Source organism: Geodermatophilus sp. SYSU D00663, from assembly GCF_054050655.1.
Window position 1 is genome coordinate 1 of sequence record NZ_JBJGZT010000040.1, and the last position, 23,799, is coordinate 23,799.

At 75.4% G+C, this 23,799-nt stretch carries 20 protein-coding genes; 11 read left to right on the forward strand and 9 right to left on the reverse strand.

The genetic code is table 11. The annotated features are described in order from the left end of the window. Positions 1-362: 362 nt before the first annotated feature. Entirely contained in the window at positions 363-755 is a 393-nt protein-coding gene (locus ACI79Z_RS21595; protein WP_456903947.1) for a CPBP family intramembrane glutamic endopeptidase, read from the forward strand. Positions 756-757: 2 nt separating this feature from the next. On the opposite strand, the gene ACI79Z_RS21600 is transcribed toward ACI79Z_RS21595, so the two are convergent. Next, positions 758-1,498, reverse strand: coding sequence for an HAD family hydrolase (locus tag ACI79Z_RS21600; protein ID WP_387989109.1), 741 nt, complete (start codon positions 1,496-1,498; stop codon positions 758-760). Beyond that, on the reverse strand, positions 1,495-3,000 hold the full coding sequence (locus tag ACI79Z_RS21605; protein ID WP_456903950.1) for a mannitol dehydrogenase family protein: 1,506 nt from the start codon (positions 2,998-3,000) through the stop codon (positions 1,495-1,497). Before ACI79Z_RS21605 ends, ACI79Z_RS21600 begins: the two co-directional genes overlap by 4 nt. A 178-nt stretch (positions 3,001-3,178) precedes the next feature. Here ACI79Z_RS21605 and ACI79Z_RS21610 point away from each other — a divergent pair, with 178 nt between their 5' ends. From ACI79Z_RS21610 to ACI79Z_RS21620, 3 genes are all read left to right on the forward strand, one after another. After that, positions 3,179-4,432 carry an alpha/beta fold hydrolase gene (locus ACI79Z_RS21610; RefSeq protein WP_387989113.1) on the forward strand — a complete coding sequence of 418 codons (1,254 nt, stop codon included), beginning with the start codon at positions 3,179-3,181 and terminating at the stop codon, positions 4,430-4,432. Between the two features lie 119 nt (positions 4,433-4,551). Further along, positions 4,552-6,111, forward strand: a complete 1,560-nt coding sequence (locus ACI79Z_RS21615) for a GNAT family N-acetyltransferase (RefSeq protein ID WP_456903952.1) — start codon at positions 4,552-4,554, stop codon at positions 6,109-6,111. Positions 6,112-6,173: 62 nt separating this feature from the next. Beyond that, on the forward strand, positions 6,174-7,256 hold the full coding sequence (locus tag ACI79Z_RS21620; RefSeq protein ID WP_456903954.1) for a CDP-glycerol glycerophosphotransferase family protein: 1,083 nt from the start codon (positions 6,174-6,176) through the stop codon (positions 7,254-7,256). 18 nt (positions 7,257-7,274) lie between these two features. Here the strand turns inward: ACI79Z_RS21620 and ACI79Z_RS21625 are convergent, their stop codons facing one another. The 4 genes from ACI79Z_RS21625 to ACI79Z_RS21640 all read right to left on the reverse strand — a co-directional run bounded on the left by ACI79Z_RS21625 (position 7,275) and on the right by ACI79Z_RS21640 (position 12,514). Continuing rightward, positions 7,275-10,604, reverse strand: a complete 3,330-nt coding sequence (locus ACI79Z_RS21625; RefSeq protein WP_456903956.1) for a SpoIIE family protein phosphatase — start codon at positions 10,602-10,604, stop codon at positions 7,275-7,277. Between the two features lie 218 nt (positions 10,605-10,822). Continuing rightward, a complete protein-coding gene (locus ACI79Z_RS21630) occupies positions 10,823-11,359 on the reverse strand; it encodes a DoxX family protein (protein WP_456903959.1) in 537 nt (178 codons plus the stop codon). Positions 11,360-11,397: 38 nt separating this feature from the next. Further along, positions 11,398-11,817, reverse strand: coding sequence for a hypothetical protein (locus tag ACI79Z_RS21635; protein ID WP_387989123.1), 420 nt, complete (start codon positions 11,815-11,817; stop codon positions 11,398-11,400). Between the two features lies 1 nt (position 11,818). Continuing rightward, positions 11,819-12,514 (reverse strand): hemerythrin domain-containing protein, encoded by a 696-nt coding sequence (locus tag ACI79Z_RS21640; protein ID WP_387989125.1) that lies wholly within the window; start codon positions 12,512-12,514, stop codon positions 11,819-11,821. 276 nt (positions 12,515-12,790) lie between these two features. Here ACI79Z_RS21640 and ACI79Z_RS21645 point away from each other — a divergent pair, with 276 nt between their 5' ends. Further along, on the forward strand, positions 12,791-13,237 hold the full coding sequence (locus tag ACI79Z_RS21645; RefSeq protein ID WP_387989127.1) for a hypothetical protein: 447 nt from the start codon (positions 12,791-12,793) through the stop codon (positions 13,235-13,237). Between the two features lie 457 nt (positions 13,238-13,694). Here ACI79Z_RS21645 and ACI79Z_RS21650 read toward each other — a convergent pair whose 3' ends face one another. Next, a complete protein-coding gene (locus ACI79Z_RS21650; protein WP_387989130.1) occupies positions 13,695-14,357 on the reverse strand; it encodes a family 16 glycoside hydrolase in 663 nt (220 codons plus the stop codon). Positions 14,358-14,941: 584 nt separating this feature from the next. Between ACI79Z_RS21650 and ACI79Z_RS21655 the strand changes: the two genes are divergently transcribed. From ACI79Z_RS21655 to wecB, 4 genes are all read left to right on the forward strand, one after another. Further along, positions 14,942-16,597 carry a DUF2334 domain-containing protein gene (locus ACI79Z_RS21655; protein WP_456903962.1) on the forward strand — a complete coding sequence of 552 codons (1,656 nt, stop codon included), beginning with the start codon at positions 14,942-14,944 and terminating at the stop codon, positions 16,595-16,597. A 251-nt stretch (positions 16,598-16,848) separates the two neighbouring features. Beyond that, positions 16,849-18,195 (forward strand): glycosyltransferase, encoded by a 1,347-nt coding sequence (locus ACI79Z_RS21660; protein WP_456903964.1) that lies wholly within the window; start codon positions 16,849-16,851, stop codon positions 18,193-18,195. Positions 18,196-18,199: 4 nt separating this feature from the next. After that, positions 18,200-18,895, forward strand: a complete 696-nt coding sequence (locus tag ACI79Z_RS21665; RefSeq protein WP_456903966.1) for a family 16 glycoside hydrolase — start codon at positions 18,200-18,202, stop codon at positions 18,893-18,895. A 26-nt stretch (positions 18,896-18,921) separates the two neighbouring features. Beyond that, on the forward strand, positions 18,922-20,088 hold the full coding sequence (gene wecB / locus ACI79Z_RS21670; RefSeq protein WP_387989142.1) for a non-hydrolyzing UDP-N-acetylglucosamine 2-epimerase: 1,167 nt from the start codon (positions 18,922-18,924) through the stop codon (positions 20,086-20,088). A gap of 255 nt (positions 20,089-20,343) precedes the next feature. On the opposite strand, the gene glnA is transcribed toward wecB, so the two are convergent. Further along, positions 20,344-21,777 (reverse strand): type I glutamate--ammonia ligase, encoded by a 1,434-nt coding sequence (glnA, locus tag ACI79Z_RS21675; protein ID WP_387989145.1) that lies wholly within the window; start codon positions 21,775-21,777, stop codon positions 20,344-20,346. Between the two features lie 168 nt (positions 21,778-21,945). Between glnA and ACI79Z_RS21680 the strand changes: the two genes are divergently transcribed. After that, complete coding sequence (locus ACI79Z_RS21680) at positions 21,946-22,368, forward strand: RDD family protein (protein WP_456903969.1); 423 nt, start codon at positions 21,946-21,948, stop codon at positions 22,366-22,368. After that, positions 22,365-22,862, forward strand: a complete 498-nt coding sequence (locus tag ACI79Z_RS21685; RefSeq protein WP_456903971.1) for a GNAT family N-acetyltransferase — start codon at positions 22,365-22,367, stop codon at positions 22,860-22,862. Before ACI79Z_RS21680 ends, ACI79Z_RS21685 begins: the two co-directional genes overlap by 4 nt. A 61-nt stretch (positions 22,863-22,923) precedes the next feature. Here the strand turns inward: ACI79Z_RS21685 and ACI79Z_RS21690 are convergent, their stop codons facing one another. Further along, the gene (locus ACI79Z_RS21690; RefSeq protein WP_387989154.1) at positions 22,924-23,760 is read right to left on the reverse strand and encodes a DUF4191 domain-containing protein; all 837 of its coding nucleotides are present in this window, start codon (positions 23,758-23,760) and stop codon (positions 22,924-22,926) included. Positions 23,761-23,799 lie beyond the last annotated feature (39 nt).

The following is a 23,799-nucleotide window of genomic DNA, read 5'->3' on the forward strand; positions in this document are numbered from 1 at the left end:
GGGGGGGGGGGGGGGGGGGGCGGGGGGGGGGGGGGGGGGGGGGGGGGCGGGGGGGGGGGGGGGGGGGGGGGGGGGGGGGGGGCGGGGGGGGGGGGGGGGGGGGGGTGGGGGGGGGGGGGGGGGGGGGGGGGGGGGGGGGGGGGGGGGGGGGCGGGGGGGAGGCGGAGGTACCGGCCGCGGCCGCGGCGACGCTGCTCGCGGCGGCCCGCTCCGGGGGGATCAGCTGGGCCGCGCTCGGCCTGGACCCGCGGCGGCTGGGGGCGGGGGCGCGGGCGGGCGGGGCCTGGGCCGCCGTCGTCGGCGCCGGGTACGCCACCGCCCTCGCCGTCCCGGCCCTGCGGCCCCTGCTCGCCGACGCCCGCGTGACCGGGCTCGGCGCGCGGGCGCTGGCCGTCCGGGTGCTGGTGCGCATCCCGGTCGGCACCGTGCTGTGGGAGGAGGTCGCCTTCCGCGGCGTCCTGCCCCCGGTGCTGCGGCGGGTGCTGCCCGCGCGGCAGGCGCGGGCCGCGGCGGCGGCGCTGTTCGGCCTGTGGCACGTGACCCCGACCGTGCGCACGCTCGCGCTCGACGCGCCGGCCGCGGACCGGCCGCGCCGGGCCGGCGCGGTCGCCGCCGCCTGCCTCGCCACGGCGGGCGCCGGCGTGCTGTTCGCCCGGCTGCGCGAGCGCAGCGGCAGCCTGCTGGCGCCGGCGCTGCTGCACCTGGCGGCCAACGACCTCGGGGCGCTGGCGGCCGCGGCGGCCGGGCGCCGCTGAGGTCAGCCCAGCAGCCGCTCCACGTCGGCCCACGAGTCCGCGACCGCGGCGACGCCGGCCTCCCGCAGCGCCTCGCCGCGGGCCGGCCGGTCGGCGTCCGGGACGAACTGCAGGATGCCGACGGTCGGGTACCCGGCCGCCACCGCCGACCGGGCCCCGTTCACCGAGTCCTCGACGGCGACCGCCTCCGCGGGGCCGGTGCCGAGCGTGGCGCCGGCGTACAGGTAGACCGCCGGGTCGGGCTTGCTGGTGGGCTCGGCCAGCGAGTCCTCCGCGCTGAACCGGCGGTCGCCGGCGAACAGCGGGGCGAGGCCGGTCACCTCCAGGCAGGCGGCCAGCCGCGACGACGCGCTCGAGGTGACCGCCGCGAGCGCGAACCGGCGGGCCAGGCGCTCGAGCGGCCCGCGGACCGCGGGGTCGGGGCGCAGGACGGTGCGCAGGTGGGCGGTGACGACGTCCCTCTCCTCGGTCACCCACTCCTCGAGGTCCGCGCGGGTGAGCTCGCGCCCGTGGGCGGTGGCCAGCTCCGCGGCGGCCGCGCGGAAGTTCTTGCCGTTGGTCGTGCGCTGCAGCTCGTCGGGGGCGTAGGTGCGCCCGGCCCCCAGCCCGGCGAGGAACCGGTTGGTGACGTCGGCCGACGCGGCGTACGCCGGCTCCTCGGAGGGGAACAGCGTGCCGTCGGCGTCGCAGAGCAGCGTGGTGACCGCGGCCGCGTCGAGGGCGAGGTGGCGCCCGGCCGTCACGCGCCACCGCCGTCGGCGAGGAACTCCTCGATGACCTCGCGCGGTCCCTGCCGGTCCAGCGCGGTCAGGGCCCGCTGCACGCACCCGGCGAAGCGCGGGTCCTGGCCGACGTGGTCGAAGACCGCCCGCTCCGACAGCAGCGGCCTCGCGTCGCCGCCCGCCTCCCGGGCGACCGGCACCAGGTCGGGCCGCGGGCCCTGGATCGGCACCTCCTCGCCGGCGTAGTCGGAGCCGCGGAGGAAGCGCAGCCAGCCGGCCACGGCCAGGCACAGCAGCCGGTGCGGCCGGCCGGCCTCCATCGCGGCCCGCACCGACGGCAGCAGGTAGTTGGGGATCTTGGACGAGCCCCGGCGGCCCAGCCGGGCCAGCTGGTCGGCCATCCGGGGGTTGGCCAGCCGGTCGAGCAGCGTGGCCTGGTACCCGTCCAGGTCGACGCCGGGGACCTCGGGCAGCCCGGGGGCGATCTCCTCGGCCATCAGCCGGGTGAGGAAGCCGCGGAAGACCGGGTCGGCCATGACGTCGGCGGTGGTCCGGTGGCCGGCGAGGTAGCCGAGGTAGGCGATGGCGCAGTGCCCGGCGTTGAGCAGCCGGGTCTTGACCGTCTCGTAGGGGGACACGTCGTCGACGAACCGGACGCCGACCCGCTCCAGCGGCGGCCGCCCGTTGCAGAACGCGTCCTCGACCACCCACTGGCGGAACGGCTCGGTGACCACCGGCCACCGGTCGTCGACGCCGGTCTCCCGCGCGACGGCGTCCCGGTCCTCGGGGGTCGTGCTCGGGGTGATCCGGTCGACCATGCTGCTGGGGAAGGCGACGTTCGCGTCGATCCAGTCGGCCAGGTCCTCGTCGCGCAGCCGGGCGAAGGACACCACCGCGGAGCGGGCCGCCGCACCGTTGGACTGCATATTGTCGCAGGACAGCACCGTGAACGGCGCCGTCCCCGCCTCCCGCCGCCGGCGCAGCGCCTCGACCAGGTAGCCGAAGACGGTCTCGGGTGTGCCGGGGTCCTCGAGGTCGTGGGCGACGTGCGGGTCGTCGGCGTCGAACTCCCCGGTGTGCGCGTCGACGCGGTAGCCGGTCCCGGTGATCGTCAGCGTGACCACCCGGGTGCCGCCGTCGGTCAGCGCCGCGAGCACCGCCTCCGGGTCGTCCGGGCCGTAGAGGTACCGGGTCAGCGCGCCGACGACGGTGGCGCGGTCCCCGTCGACGGAGCGCTCGACCACGGTCCACAGCCGGTCCTGGCCGGCGAGGACCTCGCCGATCTCGCGGCTGTGCAGGCCGACGCCGACCACGCCCCAGCCGGTCTCGCCCAGGCGGGCCAGCTCGTCGAGGTAGACGGCCTGGTGGGCGCGGTGGAAGCCCCCGACGCCGACGTGCACGATCCCGGGGCGCAGCGCGGCGCGGTCGTAGTCCGGGACGGAGACGTCGGGCGGGAGGTCGCGGAGGGTGCGGTCCGACAGGGGGACGGCGGGTGCCGTCGCCCGGGTCCGGGCAGGCGTCATCACGGGCTCTCGGGAGGAGGGACGGCGAGGAGTGGCTGCTCGCCCGCACCGGCCCCGGACCCATGCCCACCGGCTCGCCGTCCCAATCCGGAACGGCCCGGTGTGGTTCGTCCCCTGCGTCCGGGTACGGGGTCGGCGCCCCGAGCCGAGGGGCGTCCCACCTCCCTCCGGAGGACCCGTGCCCGTCCTGACCTCCCTCCGCCCCGCCGGCCCGCCTCCGCGCCACGTGCGGACCGCCGTGCCCGCGGTCGGCGCCCGGGTCCACTCCCGCACCTGGCGCTCCGGTGCGGGCGGCGAGCGGGTGCCGGTCGTGCTGCTGCACGGGCTGGGTCTGTCCAGCCGGTACCTGGTCCCGCTGGGACGGCGTCTGGCCGCCCTCGGGCACGACGTCCTCGCGCCCGACCTCCCCGGGTTCGGCCGCTCGCCGCGGGACCCGCACCTGCGCTGGCCCGGCGGCCCCGACGTCGCCACGCAGACCGGCCACCTGCTGGCCTGGCTCGACGCCTGCGGGATCCGCCGGGCGAGCTTCTTCGGCAACTCGATCGGCGCGCAGGTCGGTGTCGAGCTCGCCGCCCGCCACCCCGAGCGGGTGGAGCGGCTGGTGCTGTCCGGCTCGACGCCGGACCCCCGCTACCGCCGGCCCTGGCGGCAGTACCCGCAGGTGCTGCGCAACCAGGTCTTCGAGGTCCCCACGCTCCAGCCGGTGATGCAGGTCGAGTACCTGTCCACCGGCGTGGCCCGGATGGTGCAGCAGCTCGTCCGCAGCGCCGACGACCCGATCGAGCAGCGGCTGCCCGACGTCGCCGCGCCGACCCTGGTGGTGCGCGGCCGGCACGACCGGACGCTGGGCCAGGAGTGGGCCGAGGAGGTCACCCGGCTGCTGCCCGACGGCCGGCTGGTCGTGATCGAGGGCGCCGCGCACAACGCCCACTGGTCGGCGCCGGACGTGACCGCCCGGCTGGTGGACGTCTTCCTCTCCGGCGAGCTGGACCGCCGCGAGCCCATCGACGACGACGTCGTGCTGCCCCGGTCACGGCCCGGTGACCCGCTGGCCCCGGTCCGGCCGCTGCCGCCGACGGTGCACGCCGTCCTCGACGTGGTGAGCACGCTGGCACTGCTCACCGTGCCGTGGACCCGGCCGTGGGGGCCGCGGACCCGCCTGCTGCTGGCCGCCTCCGGCGCGGCGGGGCTGGCCGACACGCTGCTCACGGACCACCCCGCCGGGCTGCTGCGCGTGCTGCCGCTGCCGGTCCACCTCAACCTGGAGGCGGCGGCCGGCTGGCAGCTGCTGGTCGCGGCCGCGACCTGGCTGCGGGGCGAGCCGGTGGCTGGGCGGTGGGCGGCCGCCGCCCAGGGCACCTACGAGCTCCTGCGCGCGGCGACGGCGCAGGCACCGGCCGGCCCGGCGCGGCTGGTCCCGGTCGGGCGCTGACCGGGACCCGGTCGTTCCGGGTCGGTTTCGTCCGCGACAGGAGGGGCATGGTGGGGCGGCACGGCCGGGTGCAGCACGCCGCCTGACGAGCCGGGCACGACCCCGGGTGGCGACCCATCGTGAGCACCAGTACGTCGCGGCGGCGGCCGTTGACGGCCGTCCCGACGATCACCGGCATCCCGTGGCAGCCGCCGTCGGAGCACCAGCTGCGCGGCATGGACGCCGACGCCACCCTCGACCTCGGCTGGGGACGGCTGCTGTTCGGCCAGACGTTCGCCGACACGCAGCGGCTGGCCGACGTCCTCCGGGACGAGGCCGACGGCCGCCGCGACATCTGCGTCTACCCCCGCGACCCGCAGGTCCTGCTCGGGCTGGCGCCCGGCGAGCTGTTCCTCGACCCCTCGCTGACCCTCCGGCTGGACCTGCACCGGTACCGGCCGCGCCGTGAGCTGGTCCCGCACGTCTTCGTGCGCACGGTGACCTGCCCGGACGACGTCGCCGAGATGGAGCGCATCGTCCGGCTGGCCGGCATGGTCCCCGGGGACCCGGCCACCGTCTGGCACGACCACTCCACCCGCACGGTGCGCTACCTCGTGGCGGAGGACCGGCGCACCGGGCGGGTCGTCGGCACGGTCACCGGGGTCGACCACGTCCGGGCGTTCGGGGACCCCGAGGGCGGCAGCAGCCTGTGGTGCCTGGCCGCGGACCCGGAGGAGGCCCCGCCGGGCACCGGGGAGGCGCTGGTCCGGGTGCTCGCCGAGCGCTACCTCGCCCGGGGCCGCGCCTACCTCGACCTCTCGGTGCTGCACGACAACACGCCCGCCATCGCCCTCTACCGCAAGCTGGGTTTCCGCCGGGTGCCCGCGCTGGTGGTCAAGCGCCGCAACGCGGTCAACGCGCCGCTGTTCGTCCCCGCCCCGGCCGGGCTCGACCGGCTCGCGCCCTGCGCGCGGCTGCTCGCCGACGAGGCGCTGCGCCGCGGGGTGCGGGTCGAGGTCACCGACGCCGACCAGGGCGAGCTGCGCCACACCCTCGGCGCCCGCAGCGCGCTCACCTGCGGGTCGATGCCCGAGCTCACCTCGGCCGTGGCCCTGAGCCGCTGCGCGGACCCGCGGGTGACCCGCCGGGTCGCCGCCCGCGCCGGGGTCCGCGTGGCTGCCGACGCCGTGCCGGCGGGGGAGGAGCTGCGGGTCGTCGTCGTCGACTCCGCGGTCGTCGCCGCGGGGGTGCGCCGGCCCGCCACGGTGGTCGGCGACGGGGTCTCCGACGTCGCGGCGCTGGTCCGCCGGGCCGGCCGGCGCCGGGAGCGGGCCACCGGCGGGCGGTCCCGCATCCCGCTCGACGAGGGGACGGCCGCCGCCGTCGCCGAGGCCGGCTGGGCGATGGACGACGTCCCGCCGGCCGGCGAGCGCATCCCCGTCCGGCCGGGCGCCGACGACGGCGGCACCGTCGAGGACGTCACCGACCGGCTGCACCCGGAGGTCGCCGCGGCCGCCGTCCGCGCGAGCCGGGCCCTCGGGCTGCCCGTCGCGGGCCTGGACCTCCGCGTCCCCGACGCCGGGGCACCGGGGTACGTCCTCGTGGGCGCCACCCCGCGGCCGGACCTCGCCGACCACCTCCCGCGACCGGTCGCCGCCCGCGTCCTCGACCTGCTCTTCCCCGAGACCCGCAGCCGCTGACCCCCTCGGTCCCCGACCGGGGCCGGATCGGCACCGCACGCCCCGACGACCCGAGGACACACGTGAAGATCGTCTACCGCAGCTTCGACGGCCGGTACTCCGACAACCCCCGCGCGCTGCACGAGGCGCTGCTCGCCCGCGGCGACGACGTCGAGCACGTCTGGATGCGCGCCGAGGCGCACGCCGACGAGTTCCCGGCGGACGCCGCGACCGTCCCGGTCGAGGGGGACGAGGCGGTCGCGGCGCTGGAGTCGGCGGACCTGGTCGTGTCCAATACCCACCTGTCCGTGGACTGGGACAAGCGGCCGGGAGCGACCTACCTGCAGACCTGGCACGGCACGCCGCTGAAGGCGGTGCACCGCGACGTCACCTTCGACCCGGAGGTCCCCGCGGTGATCGACCGGGACATCGCCCGGTGGGACCTGCTGCTGGCGCAGAACCCCGACGGCAGCACGCTGCTGCCGCGGGTCTTCGGCTACCACGGGCCGGTGCACGAGACCGGCTACCCGCGCAACGACGTGCTCTCCCGGCCGGACCCCGCGCGGGCCCGCGAGCTGGTCCGCGCCGAGCTCGGCGTCCCCGCCGACCGCACCGTCGTGCTGTACGCCCCGACGTGGCGCGACGACGAGCTGGCCGACGAGGAGGGCCCCTCCCACCGCCTGCGCCTGGACCTGCGGCGCTTCGCCGACCGGTTCGGGTCCGACCACGTCCTGCTGGTGCGGCTGCACTACCAGGTCACGGACGCGCTGGACGGCGTCGACGTGCCGCACGTGGTCGACGTGTCCGACCACCCCGACATCCGGGACCTGCTGCTGGCGGCGGACGTGCTGGTCACCGACTACGCGTCCCTGCAGTTCGACTTCGCCGTCACGGGCAAGCCGATCCTCTACTACACCTACGACCTCGACCACTACCGCGGCGACCTGCGGCACTTCTACCTCGACCTCGAGGAACTCGCCCCCGGCCCGCTGCTGGGCACCGTCGACGAGGTGCTCGACGCGCTCGGCGACCTCGACGCGCTGGCCGAGCGCCACCGCGAGCGCTACGACCGGTTCAGGGAGCGGTTCTGCTCGCGCGAGGACGGCCACGCCACGGAGCGCGTGCTGGACCTGGTGTTCCCCGCACCGGCGGTCGCGGCCGGGTGAGCCGGCGCGTCGGCGACGTCAGGAGGCGGCGCTCCCGTCCCCGCCGGCCAGGACGCCGGTGAGCCCGGTGAGGTCGAGCAGCCGCCGGGCCGACCCGCCGGGCGGCAGCACGACCTCGAGGTGGCCGCCCGCCGTCCGGACGGCCTCGAGCAGCAGGCCGGCGCCGACGCTCGCCACGAAGCCCAGCCGGGTGAGGTCCAGCAGGAGCGGCCGGTCGTCGGCGACCTCGGCGAGCAGCGCCGCCCGGACCTCCGTGACGCCGGCGAGGTCCAGGTCGCCGGCCAGCTCCAGCCGGCGGCCGTACGGCTCGTCCCCGGCCCGCAGGACCGCGGGGGCGCCCGCCACCGCGGCGGACCCCGGGGCCGGCGGCGGCACCGGGCCCGGGGCCGCCAGCCGGAACCGCAGAGCGGTGCCGCCCGGGCCGGGGAGGACGTCGACACCGCCGGCGAGCGCCGCGATCATGTCCAGCCCGCGGCCGCGGAAGCCCCGGTCGGCGGCCGCCGGCTGCCAGGTGCCGCCGTCGGTGACGGTGGCCGCCACCCCGCCGTCGGGGTCGGCGACGAGCTCGACCAGCACGCGGCCCGGCTCGGTCGCGTCGCGGTAGGCGTGCTCGACGGCGTTGGCCGCGGCCTCCCCGACCGCCAGCTGCAGGTCCTCGGTGGTGTCGGGGGACAGGGCGGCCTCGCGCGCCCACCGGGACACCTCCCGCCGCAGCCGCGCCAGCTGCAGGGGTTCGGCGGGCAGCTCGAGGCGCAGGGAGGCGGGGTGCACCCGGGCGGCGAGCACGGCGACGTCGTCGTCGGCGCCGTGGCCGCCGCCGAGCAGGTCGGTGAGGACGCCGTCGACCAGCGCCGGCAGCGGCGCCGTCGCCCGGGCCCCGGCCGCCGCCGCCAGCCGCGCGAGGCCCTCGTCGAGCAGGCTGCCGCGCCGCTCGACCAGCCCGTCGGTGTAGAGCAGGAGGGTGGCGCCGGCGGGCAGGACGCTGACCGTCTCCGGGCGCCGGCCGGTGCCGGCCACGCCGAGCGCCGGGCCGTGCCCGCCGTCGAGCAGCACGGCCGACCCGTCGGGGGCGACCAGCAGCGGCGGGGGGTGGCCGGCGGTGCTGGCGGTCAGCCGGCCGGTGGCCGGGTCGAGGACCAGGCAGGCGACGGTGGCCAGCGCGGCGCCGTCGATCCGCCCGGCGAAGCCGTCGAGGAGCTCCAGCGCCCGCGCCGGCCCCTCCCCGGTGAGCAGCACGCCGGACAGCGCGCTGGACAGCCGGCCCATCACCGCCGCCGCCGAGGCACCGTGGCCGACCACGTCGCCGACGACCAGCGCCGTCCGGCCGCCGGGCACGGGCACCACCTCGTGCCAGTCGCCACCGGCGGACGTGCCCGTCACCGCGGGGAGGTAGCGGGCGGTCACGCCCAGCCGGTCGGAGGTGGGCAGGCGGGCGGGCAGCAGGCTGCGCTGGAGGGTGTCGGCCACCTCCCGGCGCACGTCGGCCAGCGCGGCCCGCTCCAGCGCCCCGGCGACCTGTCCGGCGACGGTGAGCAGGAACGCGCGCTCGGCGGCGTCGAAGGCCCGCGGCCGGTCGAAGACCACCGCAACCGCGCCGACCAGGCGGGGACCGGCCAGCAGCGGCAGCGACGCCGTCGCCTGGGTCTCCGGCCGCAGGAACGGCGCCATCTCCGGGTAGCCGGACACCAGGGCCTCGCGGTCGGGCAGCCACACCGGGCGGCGGGTGCGGGCGGCCTCGGCCAGCGGGGCCGGCGCGGACAGCCGGATGGTGCTGAACCCGGCGGTCCACCCGGGGGAGTCGCCGTGGACGTCGACGGTGTGCAGCAGGCCGTCCTCGCCGAGGGCGCACACCGCGACCACCGCCGCGCCCAGCGACTCGTGCAGGCGCGCGGTGAGCTCGGCACCGGCCTCCGCGGCGGTGCCGGCGGCGGCCAGGGCCACGGCGAGGTCGTGCAGCTGGCGCTGCCGCTCGGCCAGCCGCTCGGCGGCCACCGTCGTCGCGACCAGCCGGCCGAGGTCGCCGGCGAGCGCCCGGTCCGCGTCGTCGAAGCGGCGGCCGGGGTCCGCGACGGCCAGGGACAGCAGCCCGACCCGCTCCCCGCCGGTCACCAGCGGCACCACCAGGCGGGGGCCGACCGGCAGCGGGTCGGCGGGCAGCCGGAGCGGCGAGCGCCCGGTGGCCTCGTCCCGCAGCGCCTCGGTCACCGTGCCGACGACGAACGGCTGCCCGGCCTCCACGGACGGGCGCAGCTCCTCGGGCACGACGAGCAGCGGCACGCCCGTGAGTCCCCGCGCCGCGTCGGCGGGGGCGGCGGCGACGACGCTGTGGCGGTCGTCGTCGCCGCGCAGCCAGACCAGGGCCCGGTCGGCCAGCTCCTCGACGGCGAGGGCGGCCACCGCGGCCAGCCGGTCCTCCACCGCCCCCGGGGCGGCCAGCGCCTGGCCGGCGGCCGCCAGCAGCCCCGCGGCCCGCTCCCGGCGCCGGGCCTCGGTGACGTCGAACAGGACCGCGTGCAGCGTGCGGGCGGTGCCGTCCTCGTCCCGGGCGACGTGGCCGAGGTGCTGCAGCCACACCCACCGGCCGTCGGCGGTGCACACCCGGTAGGTCAGCGTGAAGTCCACCGCGCCCGCGTCGACCTCGCGGCGCACCCGGTCCAGCACGGCGTCGTGGTCGTCGGGGTGCAGGATCCGCGACCACAGCCCCTCGTCGGCCAGCCACCGCGAGGCCGGGTAGCCGAGCAGCTCCTCGGCCCGCTCGTTGACGAAGGTCAGCCGCAGCGTGGCCGGGTCGCGCTCCCACACGACCGCGTTGAGGCCGGCGACGGTCGCCTGCAGCCGGGCCACGCTCGCCTCCGCGGCCCGCCGGGCGATCTGCTCCGCGATCCGGCGGGCGGCCTGCGCGGCGAGGGCGGTCTCGGTGGCGCGCCGCTCGGTGACGTCCAGGACGCTGCCGCGGACCAGCCGCCGGTCGGGGTCGGGCAGCCGCAGCAGGGTGACCTCGCACGGGACGTCGGTGCCGTCGGCGCGGCGGTGGGTCCAGTCGAAGCGGGGCCGCTCGCCGGCCAGCGCCCGGTCGAGCTGCGCCGCCGCCGCCTCCCGCGAGGACCGCCCGTCGGGCTGCTCCGGCGGGCTGACCTCGACCGGCCCCACCTGCAGCAGCTCCGCCCGGCTCATGCCGAACAGCTCCTCGGCGGCCCGGTTGACCGTGACGAACCGGCCCGCGTCGAGGTCGAGGATCACGACGGCGTCCGGGGCGTACTCGACCAGCGCCCGGTACCGCCGCAGCTCCGCGCCGTCGTCGCGGTGTGCTGCGCCGTCAGGGTGGTGCGGCGCGTCGGACGCGTGCACGGCGTCTCCCGTCGGTCGGGTGCCCGCCCCCCGTCTGAGCCGCTCCCCGGGATTCTGCCCCGCGCGACGCCTCCTGCGAACCCCCTGGTGGGGACCTCGGCCCCGGTGGGGTTCCCGGGGGGCCGCCTCGCGACGGGACGCGGTCCCCCGTCAGCAGCAGGAGGGCTCCCGCCCGCGGTCCCGGGGCGACGACGCCGGGCCGGGGTCCGTGCCCGCGGTCACGACGTCGCCCCGGCCAGGACCGTCTCCCGGTCGCGGAGGGGTGGCGCCGTCGCGTCCCGCAGCTGCGCAGCCCGGCTGCGGGCGAGCTGCCACGCACCGGGGACGGCCCAGAAGGTCCAGCCGATGTAGACGAACTGGAGGGGCAGTCGCAGCCACGGGTGCGAGGCGCCGGGGAGGCCCTCGATCCGGACGCCCGCCGCGGCGACGTAGACGTTGGCGGGGAACACGGCGACCAGGTACGCCGCGAGGGCGAGAGCCACCTCCCGGCGCCGGCGGTGGGGTGCCGCCAGCCCCACGCCGAACAGCACCTCGAGCAGCCCGGTCCAGAGGATCACCCGCTCCCGCGCGGGCACGAACTCCGGCAGGTGCTGCACGAAGGGCTCGGGCTTCACGACGTGGGTGACCCCCGAGAAGGCCATCGCGGTGGCCATCGCCACCCGCGCAGCGTCCGGCGGCGGGCGGCGGCGGTGCAGCCGCGAGGGGAGCAGCCGGGCGAGGGCGTAGGTCCCGACCAGCACGACGAGGAGCACCATCGCTGGACCTCCCGGTCCGTTCTCCGGGTGACCGTTCCCTAGGGGACCGGGGACGGCGGCGGTGAGGAGCCGGCCGGTCGCAGCAGGCGCTCGACCGCGTCGTCCCACGCCACGGGGAGCTCGTCGCCGCGGACCGTCCACGACTCGAACCGCGTGGGCCTCATGTGCGGGCGCAGCGTCGCCATGACCGCCGCGTGCGGCATCTCCCGCGCGAAGCGGCCGAGCGCCGCGTCGTCGGTCCACGCGGACAGGGTCCAGAACGTCCTGGCGAGCGGCTGGGCCCGCAGGCTGTAACCGACCAGTCCCTCGGTGCGCTCCAGCTGACGGACGACCGCGACGGTCAGCCCCAGGAACCGCGGGACCTGGGCGAACGACCGGAGCGGCAGCCGGCTGGCCAGCACCAGGTACTCGTCACCCGGGACCGGGGAGAGGCGGCGACGCCACGGCACGGTGGGCACGTCAGGCCTCCGGGTGTGCGGACGCCGGGGGAGCAGGGGTGCGCACCGGGCGGGCCAGGCGCTCGTAGCGCGGGCGGAGCGCGAGCCGGTACAGGACCCGGAGCAGCAGCGGCTGAGCGGCCAGCAGTTCCGCGCGCTCGGCCGGGGTCGCGTGGTCGAGCACCCACGGCCCGGCGAACACGACGGCGCGCGCGCCGACGACCTTCCACGCGGCCTCGCCCAGGGCCGTGAACTCCTCGGCCGTGAACTCCCGCTGGTACCGGGAGAAGGCGACGTCCTCCTCGTGGGGGAGGTGCACACCGAGGATCTCCTGCAGCGCCTCCGCGGCACGGACCGCCTCCTCCAGGTCCCGTTCCCAGCTGCCGCCCCCGGCCGCGGCGGGCAGTGCCTGGAGGCTCTGGCCCATGACCGCCAGGCGATCGGCCAGCACCCGGTGTTCTCCCTCCAGTTCGCCGTCCGCATCGGCGAAGGTCGGGTCCCGCTCCAGCAGCGCGGGATAGACGACCGCCTCCTCGGCGGTGTGGTGGTCGTGGATGGCGCCCTCGTACCTCGCGTACCAGGCGGCCAGCGCGGACAGCCGGTCCGCGTCGGCCGGGCGGGCCGAGGCGACGAGCGTCCGCAGCCGCTCCGCGTCCGTGCGCATCGCACGGTGCTCCAGGTAGCTGGGGCGGAGGTCCGGCCGGGTGTCGGCGGTCATGGGAGGCCCCGTCTCTCCCCCGTGGACGACCTGCTGCACGTCAGGGATTGCCGCGTGCCCACCCTGCCAGCGGGGCGTGGCGCGCGGAACCGACTTTGGACTCTGACCACGCGTGCTGCGGTGCGCGAGCCGGCGGGACGGGGAGGCCGAGGGCCGGCCCGGGTCGTCCCGGGTGACCGGGGTCGGCATCGGGTGCGGCGACCACACCGGTACCCACCGCGCGAGGTCCCACCTACCCTGCGGTCGTCGATCGGCCGAGCAGGAGGTCCCGCCGTGATGGTCGGCCGCACCACGAGCCGGCGGGTCGTCGAGCCGCCGGGACCCACCGACAGGAGCGGCCGGAGGCTCGGGCTGGCCACCGCCGGCATGCTCCTGCTCGACGGCGTCGGCGGCGGCCTCGCCGTGGCGTCCGGCTGGAACACCCCGGCCGAGGCCTGGAGCGGACGGGCCGTCGCCGCCGCGCCCGCTCCGGTGATGGTCGCGCAGGCCGCACTCGCCGCCGCGGCGGTCCGCCGGCCCGGCCGGCGGGGGGCCGCGGCGGCCGGACTGCTCGCCGCCGTGTGCCTGCTCAGCAGCCTCTCCGGCTTCTTCGACGGTCAGCTCGGGAGACCGGGGCTGCCCCGCCACCTCCTCGGTGTGCAGCTCCTGCTGGTCGGGGTGACCTCGGGCGTCGGGGCGCTCGCGGCGGTCCGGGCCCGCCGTCTGCTCCGCAGCCCGGGGTGACCCGGAGGTGGCCGCCCGTGACCGTCTCTGGCTGAGGAGTGAGGCGGTGCGACGCTTCTCGCGACTGCGGTGATCACCTGCGCTGAGCGCAGGGCGAGGACACCAGAGGGGCGGGTGACCGCTCGTGCTGGTCACCGGCTCCTGGAGTGTGTCGGGTGGATCTTTGTCGTAGTACATCGCTAACGCGTGCGGGTGCGGGCGGAGGCGGATGGGGTCGATCCCGTTCTCGCTCGTACGCGATCAGGTCGGGCGTGCAGACCCCAGCCCTCGGTCGCCTCGACGGTCGTGCCGGTGACGATGCCGACGCGAGCCACGTTCCGGAGGAACCGCATCAGGCGGCCGCGGTGCCGGCTGAGAGCCGATCACGCAAGGGCAGCTCTGAGGAGAGCCGCCTGTCAGGAGCGGGGCGGGACCCGCCCGAGCAGGCGGGGCGTTCAGGGCGGACGGCGCAGCGACGTCAGTCCGCCCGGCGGATCACCAGGTCCACGTGCTCCACGTGGGCGTCCTCCGTGTAGAGGCCGACGTGCCCACCTCGATAGGGCCGCTCGCGGTCGACGAACCTGGTCAAAAACTGACCGTCACCCCACACCTCGATCGTGTCGCCGGTGTGTCGGACCCGGGCGGTGTGCCAGTCCCCGACACCGAACGTGGGGCTGGAGCCGGTGGCGAGGAAGCGCTGGGCGCCCGGGTATGCGGGGTCGGCTTTGCCGAGCTCCCACCCGTTGGGCTTGAGGACGAGGTAGTAGAAGTGCTCGTCGTCGGAGTGACCCCACAACAACCACGGCACCTCCCACGTGTTCGGGTCCGGAACGCGGAGCTGCTCGACGGTCCGCTGCCGAACGGTCACGTCGACGGCCGAGTACTCCTGGACCGTGACGGCGAGCGCCGCATGGGTCTCCTCCTCCGACGTCGCGGCCATCGGGCGCTGCGAGAGCGCCACCGGCTGACCGCCACGGAGCAGGACGGTTCCGTAGCCGTCGTACACCGACTGCCAGGCGCCGTGCCGGCTGCCGTCCACCCAGGGATCGTCGGTCGCGATCCCGGTGAACGGTTCGGCGAGGAGGACGTCGTCCTGCGCGGCGCTCGCGCCGTCCACCGGGTCCTCGGCCCACCGGTCCACGGTCTCCAGTGTGGCGGTGCCGCCCCTGGCGACGTCCCGCACGGGATCGACGGCGCCGGCACAGCTGGAGAGGGCCGGTGCGAGGAGCAGGGAGGCGGCGACGGCTGCACCGGTCGCTCGGGACACACGCATGCAGGAGCTCCGATGTGACGGCGAGGACCCCGGTGTACGACGGGCCACGGACGGCAGGGCTCCGGTGCCGGGGCCGGGAGGTTCGGGCGAGGGTCGAGCGGACGGTCGCCACGCAATGTAGCCGCTTGGTCACATGCATTGGTCTCCGACTCGCTCGGCAGGACGCGATCGCGCGTGCGGTGTCCGAGACGTCCCGTGGAGCGACAGGGCGTCGAAGAGCAGTCGCGATCAGTCACCACTCGCAGGACATCTCCTGTCTTCCTGCGCGGTGCCATTGATCGATTACTCCGTGTGCAGAAGGAGAATGGCTGGTACCCCTGTACGCAATGCACGTCGACTGCTTCTATTTCTGCACTGTCCCAACCGCCACACTCATCAGGACGTGGTGGAGGCGTTCCGGGGTCGGGACCCTGTGGTGACGGCCGAGGACGCGAACGGGGAGTGGTCGTCGCATGGTCGACACGGACGACGGGACGCCGCGACCCAGGATCCTCGTCCGGTGGTTCCTCGCACTCGTCGTGTGCGCAGCGTTCTTCTCGTCCGCCGTCCTGGTGGGCCTGTCCACGGCCGTCCCGGTCGCACCGGCCGGGCCGCACCGCGCGGACCTCTCCGGGCTGGAGTTCCCGTCGAGTGCCGTGCGGGCCCCGCTCGCGCCGTCGGGAACGGCGTCCTCGCTCGTCCTCTACGACGACACGGGTGAGTTCCTGCCGCTGTCCCAGCTGTACGGCACGCTCGCGGCCGCGCTCGCCTCCCACTTCGGCACACCGCACGTGCACGGCATCTCGACCTACGCGCCGGGTGAGATGGGCACCTACCGCGGGGTGGTCTACCTCGGTACCAACGCCGACCAGGTGCTCCCGCCCTCCTTCGTCGCCGACGTGCGGAACGGCGGTACCCCGGTGCTCTGGCTGGGCGCCAACCTCGACGAGCTACCGGCCGCGTCGGCCGACCTGCGCCAGGCCCTGGGGATGACGTGGCTGCCCGCTGATCCGCACCCGGCGCCGCGCGTCGCCTACAAGGGCGCCGAGCTCTCCCGCCCCGCCGACGCCGGTGCTCCCGCCGGTGTCACCGTGACCGATCCCGCGCGGGTGCAGGTCCTGGCCGAGACGGTCCACGAAGACGGGAGCAGGACCCCCTGGGCGGTGCGGTCGGGTGCTCTCATCTACGTCGCCGAGGTCGCCCTGGACCCCGCCGGGGAGAGCGGGGACCGCTACCTCGTCGTCTGTGACCTCTTCTTCGACCTGCTCCGGCCGGACACCACTACCCGGCACCGCGCCCTCGTGCGTCTGGAGGACGTCAACCCCCTGTCCGATCCCGGAGAGCTCCGCCGCCAGGCCGACGCACTGGACCGCGCCGGCGTGCCCTTCAGCTTCGCCCTCTACCCAGTGGCCGTGGATGGGCTGGAAGCCGAGCCACGTCGCACGGTGAGACTGTCCGAGCGGCCGGACGTGGTCGAGGCGGTCGCCTACATGATCCAGCGCGGCGGCACGATGGTGCTCCACGGGTACACCCACCAGTTCGGCGCCCAGCGGAACCCGGACACCGGCGGGAGCGGCGCGGACTTCGAGTTCTTCCGGGTCGACCGCACGCCAGACGGCGCGCTGGTCTACCAGGGGCCGGTCCCGGGGGACTCACCCGCGTGGGCCACCGATCGCCTCGAGTCGGCCATCGCCGAGGTCACCGGCACCGGTCTGCCGAGGCCGCGGGTGTTCGAGTTCCCCCATTACGCCGCATCATCGGCCTCGTACGAAGCGGCCGGACGGCTCTTCGACGCACGCTACGACCGTCCCTATTACCTGTCAGGCGGGTGGCGGGCAGGTCCGATGAACGACTTCCTCTTCGCTCAGTACGCGCCCTACGTCGTACGCGACGGCTACGGGAGCACGGTCATCCCGGAGAACCTCGGCTTCGTCGAGGGACCTCCGGTCCCCGTCGGCGGGCCTGGGTCGATGCAGGCCATCGTGGACGGTGCACGATCCAACCTCGTCGTCCGGGACGGCGTCGCGAGCTTCTTCTACCACCCCTACCTGGGCACCGAGCGGCTGGAGTGGATCATCGACCGGTTCCGGGAGCTCGGCTACGAGTTCGTCCCCCCGGGAGAGCTGTGACGTCCGCCCCTGCGCCCACCCGTCACAGGTCCGCCGACGGTCCCGCCGCGTGGGGGAGGACCGATGGGTGACTGGGCGTTCTGGCTCGCGCGCTGGGCCCTTGCGACCGCCGGCGCTGCCTTCCTCTGCTACCTGCTCGTGCTCGTCTGCCTCGTCGTGGCCAGCCGGTACCTCCACCCCCGGCCCCGGCATCTCCCGTTCCCGCGGGCCCGGAGGCGTGCGCGCGGTTCCGGGGTGAGGAGCCGGTGACGATGACCGGTCTCCTCCTCCTGGCGGCATCGGCAGCGGTGATCTGCAGCCTCACCTACGCCCTGGGGATGTACCTGGAGAGCGGGGTCGTGCCCCTGCGACTCCAGCGATCAGGGTTCGACGCCCCCTTCTTCGTGTTCCTGGTCCCGTGCCTGGACGAGGAGGAGGTGCTGGCCGGCACCCTCCAGCGTCTGACCTCCCTGCCGCTGCAGGACTTCCTCGTCCTCGTCATCGACGACGGCTCGACGGACGCCACCGCCGAGATCGCCCGGTCGTACCCGGACCGCCGCGTGCACGTCCTGCGGCGTACGCCGCCGAACGCCCGACAGGGGAAGGGGGCAGCCCTCAACGCCGCGGTGGACCACCTGCTGACGACGGACCTGGTGAACCGCGCTCCGGACCAGGTCGTCGTCGGCCTCCTCGACGCCGACGGCCGTCTCGACCAGCACGCCCTGGAGGCCGTCGTCCCCTACTTCGCCGATCCCAGGGTGGGCGGAGTGCAGGTCGCCGTCCGCATCGACAACCGGCGCGCGGGGGTGCTCACCCGCCTGCAGGACATGGAGTTCGTCACCTACACGTCGATCTTCCAGGTGGCCCACAACCGGCTCGGTATCGCCGGGCTGGGCGGCAACGGCCAGTTCACCCGGCTGTCCGCGCTGACGAGCCTGGGTCGTGCGCCGTGGTCCGACGTCCTCACCGAGGACCTCGACCTGGGCGTGCGCCTGCAGCTGGCCGGCTGGTGGACGATGCACTGCCCGATCGTCGCCGTCCACCAGCAGGGACTGACGAGCCTGCGCCGGCTGGTCCGGCAGCGGTCCCGCTGGTTCCAGGGCAACCTGCAGGCCTGGCGCCTGGTCCCGCAGGTGCTGCGGCACTCGTCCGGGCGGGTGGCCGCCGAGATCCTGCACACCATCCTGATGCCGGTCCTCATCCTGGTCAGCTCGCTGATGGTCCTGTCGCTCGTGGCCTCGGTCGTGGGCCTCGCGGCCTCGCCGCTGGCACGGGCGCAACTGCTCCAATGGCCGGTGCTCCTGTCCTGGTACGTGCTGACCTTCCTGCCCGGCGTCCTCTTCGCCCACGTGTACCGGCGTCGAGGCGATCGGATCCGTCGGTGGCGTGTCGTCCTCTACGGGCACGTGTTCGTGCTCTTCGGCCTGTTGTGGATGGCTGCGGGCTGGTGGGCGGTCCTCCGGGTGCTGCAGGGCCGCCGCTCGTGGTTCAAGACCGAGCGCCTGCCCGACCGCGGCAAGCCCGGCTACGCCCGGGCCGGGTCGGACGGCGTCGTCGTCTCCTTCCCCGGCAAAGAGGGCACCGGTGCCCGGCCCGCCTCCACCGGCCGGGGGGCCTGACGCGGTGGGCACCGGCCGCAGAGGGCTTGCCCGAGCACTGATCGGCAGCCTGCTCGTGTGTGCCCTTCTCCCCGCGTGCGGCAACGGCGACGTCCCCCCCGATGCAGGTGCCACCGATCCCATCGTCTGCGACCCCTGGCATCAGTCGGACCGGTGCGGCGGGTGGCGGCTGGCCTTCGACGGCTACGGCACCGCCAGCGGCGTACAGCGCGCGGACGGCTGGCGGTACCGGCTGGCGCCTCGAGCCGTCGACCACGAGAGCGACACGGCAGCTGCGTTGGCGCTGAGCGAGCAGGAATTCGAGGACGTCGAGGTCTCGGTGCGGCTGAGGACGCGCGAGCAGCTGCGCCGGTCTGGGGGAAACCCCTGGGAGGTCGCTTGGCTGGTGTGGCACCACACCGACAACGAGCACTTCTACTACCTCACCCTGAAGCCCAACGGGTGGGAGATCGGAAAGGCCGACCCTGCGTTCGCTGGCTCGCAGCAGTTCCTCGCGACCGGTACGGCCCCGACGTTCCCGGTGGGGCCCTGGTACGAGGTGACGGTCCGGCAGGTGGGCGCCGAGATGGAGGTCACCGTCGACGGGGTGCTGCTGGCCCGGGTCGTAGACCCCGGCGAGCCGTACAGGGGCGGGTCCGTCGGGCTCTACACCGAGGACGCCGCCGTCGAGTTCGAGGACATCCAACTCACCGCCGTCTAGGTCACTCGACCGCCCGGAGGTAGGACATGAAGCACGTGATGGTCGTCTACGGCACGCGTCCGGAGGCGGTGAAGATGGCGCCCGTCGTCCGCGGGCTCGACGACGACCCGGATCTGAGCGCCTCGGTGGTGCTCACCGGCCAGCACCGGTCGATGCTCGACCAAGTCAACGAACTGTTCGACATCACCGCCGAGCACGACCTGGACATCATCGAGCCCCGACAGACCCTCGAGGGGATCACCGTGCGGGCGCTGGCGGGCCTCGTCCCCCTGATCCACGACCGGCAGCCCGATGCCGTCCTGGTGCAAGGGGACACGACCACGACGCTCGCCGCAGCACTCGCCGCCTTCTACGAGCGGGTCCCCGTCGTGCACCTGGAGGCGGGTCTGCGCACCGGCGACGTTACCTCCCCCTTCCCCGAGGAGATGAACCGGCGACTGACCACCCAGTTGGCCACGCTGCACCTCGCGCCGACGGAGGCCAGCCGCGCCAACCTGCTTCGAGAGGGGGTGGACGCAGGGCGCATCGTCGTCACCGGCAACACCGTCATCGACGCACTCATCGACGTCGTGGGCCGCAGCCGCTCCTACGCCGAGCCGGCCCTGGCAGCCCTGGACGAGGACGACCGGCCGGTCCTGCTGGTCACCTCCCACCGCCGCGAGTCCTGGGGCGAGCCGATGCGCGGCGTCGGCCGGGCGGTCGCGACCATCGCCCGGCGCCACCCGGAGCTGCGGGTCGTGCTGCCGGTGCACCGCAACCCCGTGGTGCGGGAGGCGTTGCTGCCACATCTCGAGCACCTGCCGAACGTGCTCGTCGTCGAACCGCTGGCCTACGGGGACTTCGCCCGGCTCATGGCCCGCGCCACGCTCGTCCTCACCGACAGCGGGGGCGTCCAGGAGGAGGCGCCCAGCCTCGGCAAGCCGGTGCTCGTCCTGCGGGACAACACAGAGCGGCCGGAGGCTGTGGAGGCGGGCACGGTCCGGCTCGTGGGCACCGATCCCGGTGTCCTCGTCCCCGCCACGGAGGAGCTGCTCACCGACCCTGCCGCCCACGCGGCGATGGCTCGTGCGGTCAACCCCTACGGGGACGGCGCTGCCGCCGGCCGCTGCGTCCAGGCGGTGCGCCACCTGTTCGGGCTGGGGCCCGCCGCGGAGGAGTTCCGACCCCGGGTCCTGACTGTCGGAGCGGTCTGACGGGGTCCGCCGGTCCTCCGCACGGGCCGGCGCCGGTGACTCCTGCGGTCCGGCACGACCCCTTCCCTGGACGGTACGAGGCGTGCGAGCCGGGCCGCTGCGGGAGACGTCCTCCCCGGCGCCGCCGTCGAGCCCGCGCGGTGTGCACTGCCAGCCAGGCCGGGTGGTGACCTGCACCGGGAGCCATGTCGAGCACGAGAAGGGCCGGTGACCTGTTCGTCCAGGTCACCGGCCCCTGTCGCGTGCCGGGACGGATCAGATGTCGTAGTACATGGCGAACTCGTGCGGGTGCGGGCGGAGGCGGATCGGGTCGATCTCGTTCTCCCGCTTGTACTCGATCCACGTCTCGATCAGGTCGGGCGTGAAGACGCCGCCGTCGATCAGGTACTCGTGGTCGACCTCGAGCCGGTCGAGGACGGCGTCCAGCGACGCCGGGACCTTCTCGATGCCCAGGGCCTCCTCGGGCGGCAGCTCGTAGAGGTCCTTGTCCACCGGCGCCGGCGGCTCGATCTTGTTCTTGATGCCGTCGAGGCCGGCCATGAGCATCGCCGAGAAGGCGAGGTAGGGGTTGGCCGACGGGTCGGGCACGCGGAACTCGATGCGCTTGGCCTTCGGGTTGTCGCCCGAGATCGGGATGCGGCAGCAGGCCGAGCGGTTGCGGGCCGAGTAGACGAGGTTGATCGGCGCCTCGTAGCCCGGCACCAGGCGGTGGTAGCTGTTCACCGTCGGGTTGGTGAAGGCCAGCAGCGACGGGGCGTGGGCCAGCAGGCCGCCGATGTAGTGGCGGGCGGTGTCGGACAGGCCCGCGTAGCCGGTCTCGGCGTGGAAGAGCGGCTCGCCGTCCTTCCAGAGGCTCTGGTGGCAGTGCATGCCCGAGCCGTTGTCGCCGAACAGCGGCTTGGGCATGAAGGTGACGGTCTTGCCGTGCGCCCAGGCGGTGTTCTTGATGACGTACTTGAACAGCATCAGGCTGTCGGCGGCGCGCAGCAGGGTGTCGAACTTGTAGTTGATCTCGGCCTGACCACCGGTGCCGACCTCGTGGTGACCGCGCTCGAGCTCGAGGCCCACGCCGGTGAGGTTGGACATCATCGTGGCGCGCAGGTCGCTGTAGTGGTCGAAGGGCTCGACCGGGAAGTAGCCGCCCTTGGCGCGGGTCTTGTAGCCCAGGTTGGGGCCGCCGTTCTCGCCGGTCAGGGCGCCCGAGTTCCAGGAGCCCTCGACCGAGTCGATGTGGTAGTAGCCCTCGTTGATGCCGGTCGAGTGCCGGATCGAGTCGAAGATGTAGAACTCCGCCTCGGGGCCGAAGTAGGCGGTGTCGGCGATCCCGCTGCTGGCGAGGTACGCCTCGGCCTTCTTCGCCACGTTGCGCGGGTCGCGGCTGTAGGCCTCGCGCGTGATCGGGTCGTGGATGAAGAAGTTGACGTTCAGCGTCTTGTGCTTCCGGAACGGGTCGAGGAAGGCGCTGTTGGCGTCGGGCAGCAGCAGCATGTCCGACTCGTTGATCGCCTGGAACCCGCGGATCGACGACCCGTCGAAGCCGAGGCCGTCGGAGAAGGTGTCCTCACCGAACGTCGACGCCGGGATGGTGAAGTGCTGCATGACGCCGGGCAGGTCGCAGAAGCGCACGTCGACGTACTCGACGTCGTTGTCGCGGATGTAGGCGGCGACCTCGTCGGGACTGGTGAACATCGATCCTCCGGTGTGGGGCGGACAGCCGACTCGCAAGCTATGACCGGGGAGTTGCCCCGGGGTGTCCCGTCTGTTTCGGGGCGGTAACAACGGCTCCGGCGTGTCGCACCGGACGCCGTCGCGCGCAAGCGGCCGGGCGTGCGGCGGGCGGGTCCTACGCTGGTGGGCATGGTCAGGGACGCACAGCCACCCTCTCAGGAGCGCCGGCGGGGTGCGTCGCTGGGCCTGCCGGAGGACGGGCCCGGGTCGCTGGCGCCGTTCGGCACCCGGGTGCTGGCGTTCCTGGTCGACGCCTTCCTCTCCGCCGTCGTCGCGGGCCTGTTCACCGCCCCGGACCTGCCGGGCAACTGGAGCCTGCTGTCGTTCGCGGTGGTCTACGTCGTGTTCCTCGTGGCGGTCGGGCAGACGCCGGGGATGCGGCTGCTGGGTCTGCGGCTGGCGCACCCGCACCCCGCGTCGCGGCTGGCGCCCTGGCGGGCCGTCGTCCGCACCGGGCTGCTCATGCTGCTGGTGCCGGCGCTGGTGGTCGACGCCGACGGCCGCGGCCTGCACGACCGCGTCACCGACACCGCCGTCGTCCTCGACAGGTGATCGTCCGGCGCGAGCGGCCGGCCGACGCCGCCGCCGTCGACGCGGTGCACCGGGCGGCGTTCCCCACCGACGTCGAGGCCCGGCTGGTGCGGGAGCTCCGCGCGGACGCGGGCTTCCTGCCGCACCTGTCGCTGGTCGCCGCCGACGGGGACGACGTCGTCGGGCACGTGGTCGCCACCCGCGGGTGGATCGACCCCCTCGACGCCCCGGCGCTGGGGCTGGGCCCGCTCGGCGTGCGGCCGGACCGGCAGGGGAGGGGCGTCGGGACGGTGCTGGTGCACGCGCTGGTCGCCGTCGCCGAGGCGGCGGGGGAGCGCCTGGTGGCGCTGCTCGGCGACCCGGCCTTCTACGCGCGGGCCGGCTTCGTGCGCGCCTCGGACCTGGGCGTCGAGCCGCCGGACCCCGCCTGGGGCGGGCACTTCCAGGCCCGCCGGCTGGCCGGTCCGGAGCAGCGCGGCACCTTCCGCTACGCGGAGCCCTTCGGCCGGCTGTGACGGCCTCCCCGCAGGGGCCCGCCGCGAGCGTGCGAGCGGTGGGGCGCGGGGAGGTCCTCCCTCAGCGGCGGCGGACCTGCCGCTGGCTGACGGTCATCTGCCGGCCGCCGGGCAGCGGGCCGCCGGGGACCGGCGGGCGCGCGCCGCCGAGCGCGGCCAGCCGCCGGCCGAGGGTGTTGACCTCACCGGCGGACAGGTTGCGGGGCAGCTTCATCACGTGGGCGCTGAGCTTGCGGAGGGGGACCTGCCCCTCCTCCTCGCCGACGGTGACGTCGTAGATGGGGGTGTCGCCGACGACGCGGGCGATGCGCTTCTTCTCCTGCGCCAGCAGGCCGCGGACGCGGACCGGCGAGCCCTCGCCGACCAGGATGACGCCCGGGCGGCCGAGCACCCGGTGCACCGCGTCCAGCTGGGCGGTGCCGGCGACCCCGGCGGACACCCGCCAGTCACCGCGCATGCCCTCCAGCACCCACGCGGCGGCGCCGGGCTGGCCCTCCACCTGGCGGTAGGCCGAGCCCTGCGCGCGGCGGCCGAAGACGATCATCGCCGCCAGCACGCCGAGGACGACCGCGATCGGCAGGAAGAGGAACGGCGCCCCGAACAGGATGGCCAGCAGCTCGACCACACCGGCCACCGCCACGAAGGCGATGAGCATGTACCACGGCAGCTTCGGGTCGTTCTTCCGCGTCAGCGAGTAGGCCTGCTTGATCATGCGGACCTGGTTGCCGACCTTCTTCAGCCGGCCGACCTTCGGCTCGCCGTCCTTGCCGGTCTTCGCGGGCTTGCCCGCCTTCCCCGCCGCGGTGGCACCGCCCGTGGACCGGCCGCGCCCCGCGGCGGGGCCCCGGCCGGCGTTGCCGGCGGGAGCGGGGGAGTCTGTGGGCTTGCTGCGTGCCATGTCCCCAGGATAGGGGCGTCGCGCAGCGGTCCCGGGGAG

Excerpts from the sequence above, each read along its gene's own strand:
- ACI79Z_RS21655 (WP_456903962.1), top strand. The coding sequence starts at position 14,942 with ATGGTCGACACGGACGACGGGACGCCGCGACCCAGGATCCTCGTCCGG.
- glnA (WP_387989145.1), bottom strand. The coding sequence starts at position 21,777 with ATGTTCACCAGTCCCGACGAGGTCGCCGCCTACATCCGCGACAACGAC.
- ACI79Z_RS21630 (WP_456903959.1), bottom strand. The coding sequence starts at position 11,359 with ATGGTGCTCCTCGTCGTGCTGGTCGGGACCTACGCCCTCGCCCGGCTG.
- ACI79Z_RS21645 (WP_387989127.1), top strand. The coding sequence starts at position 12,791 with ATGGTCGGCCGCACCACGAGCCGGCGGGTCGTCGAGCCGCCGGGACCC.
- ACI79Z_RS21660 (WP_456903964.1), top strand. The coding sequence starts at position 16,849 with ATGACCGGTCTCCTCCTCCTGGCGGCATCGGCAGCGGTGATCTGCAGC.
- ACI79Z_RS21690 (WP_387989154.1), bottom strand. The coding sequence starts at position 23,760 with ATGGCACGCAGCAAGCCCACAGACTCCCCCGCTCCCGCCGGCAACGCC.
- ACI79Z_RS21605 (WP_456903950.1), bottom strand. The coding sequence starts at position 3,000 with ATGACGCCTGCCCGGACCCGGGCGACGGCACCCGCCGTCCCCCTGTCG.
- wecB (WP_387989142.1), top strand. The coding sequence starts at position 18,922 with ATGAAGCACGTGATGGTCGTCTACGGCACGCGTCCGGAGGCGGTGAAG.
- ACI79Z_RS21640 (WP_387989125.1), bottom strand. The coding sequence starts at position 12,514 with ATGACCGCCGACACCCGGCCGGACCTCCGCCCCAGCTACCTGGAGCAC.
- ACI79Z_RS21680 (WP_456903969.1), top strand. The coding sequence starts at position 21,946 with ATGGTCAGGGACGCACAGCCACCCTCTCAGGAGCGCCGGCGGGGTGCG.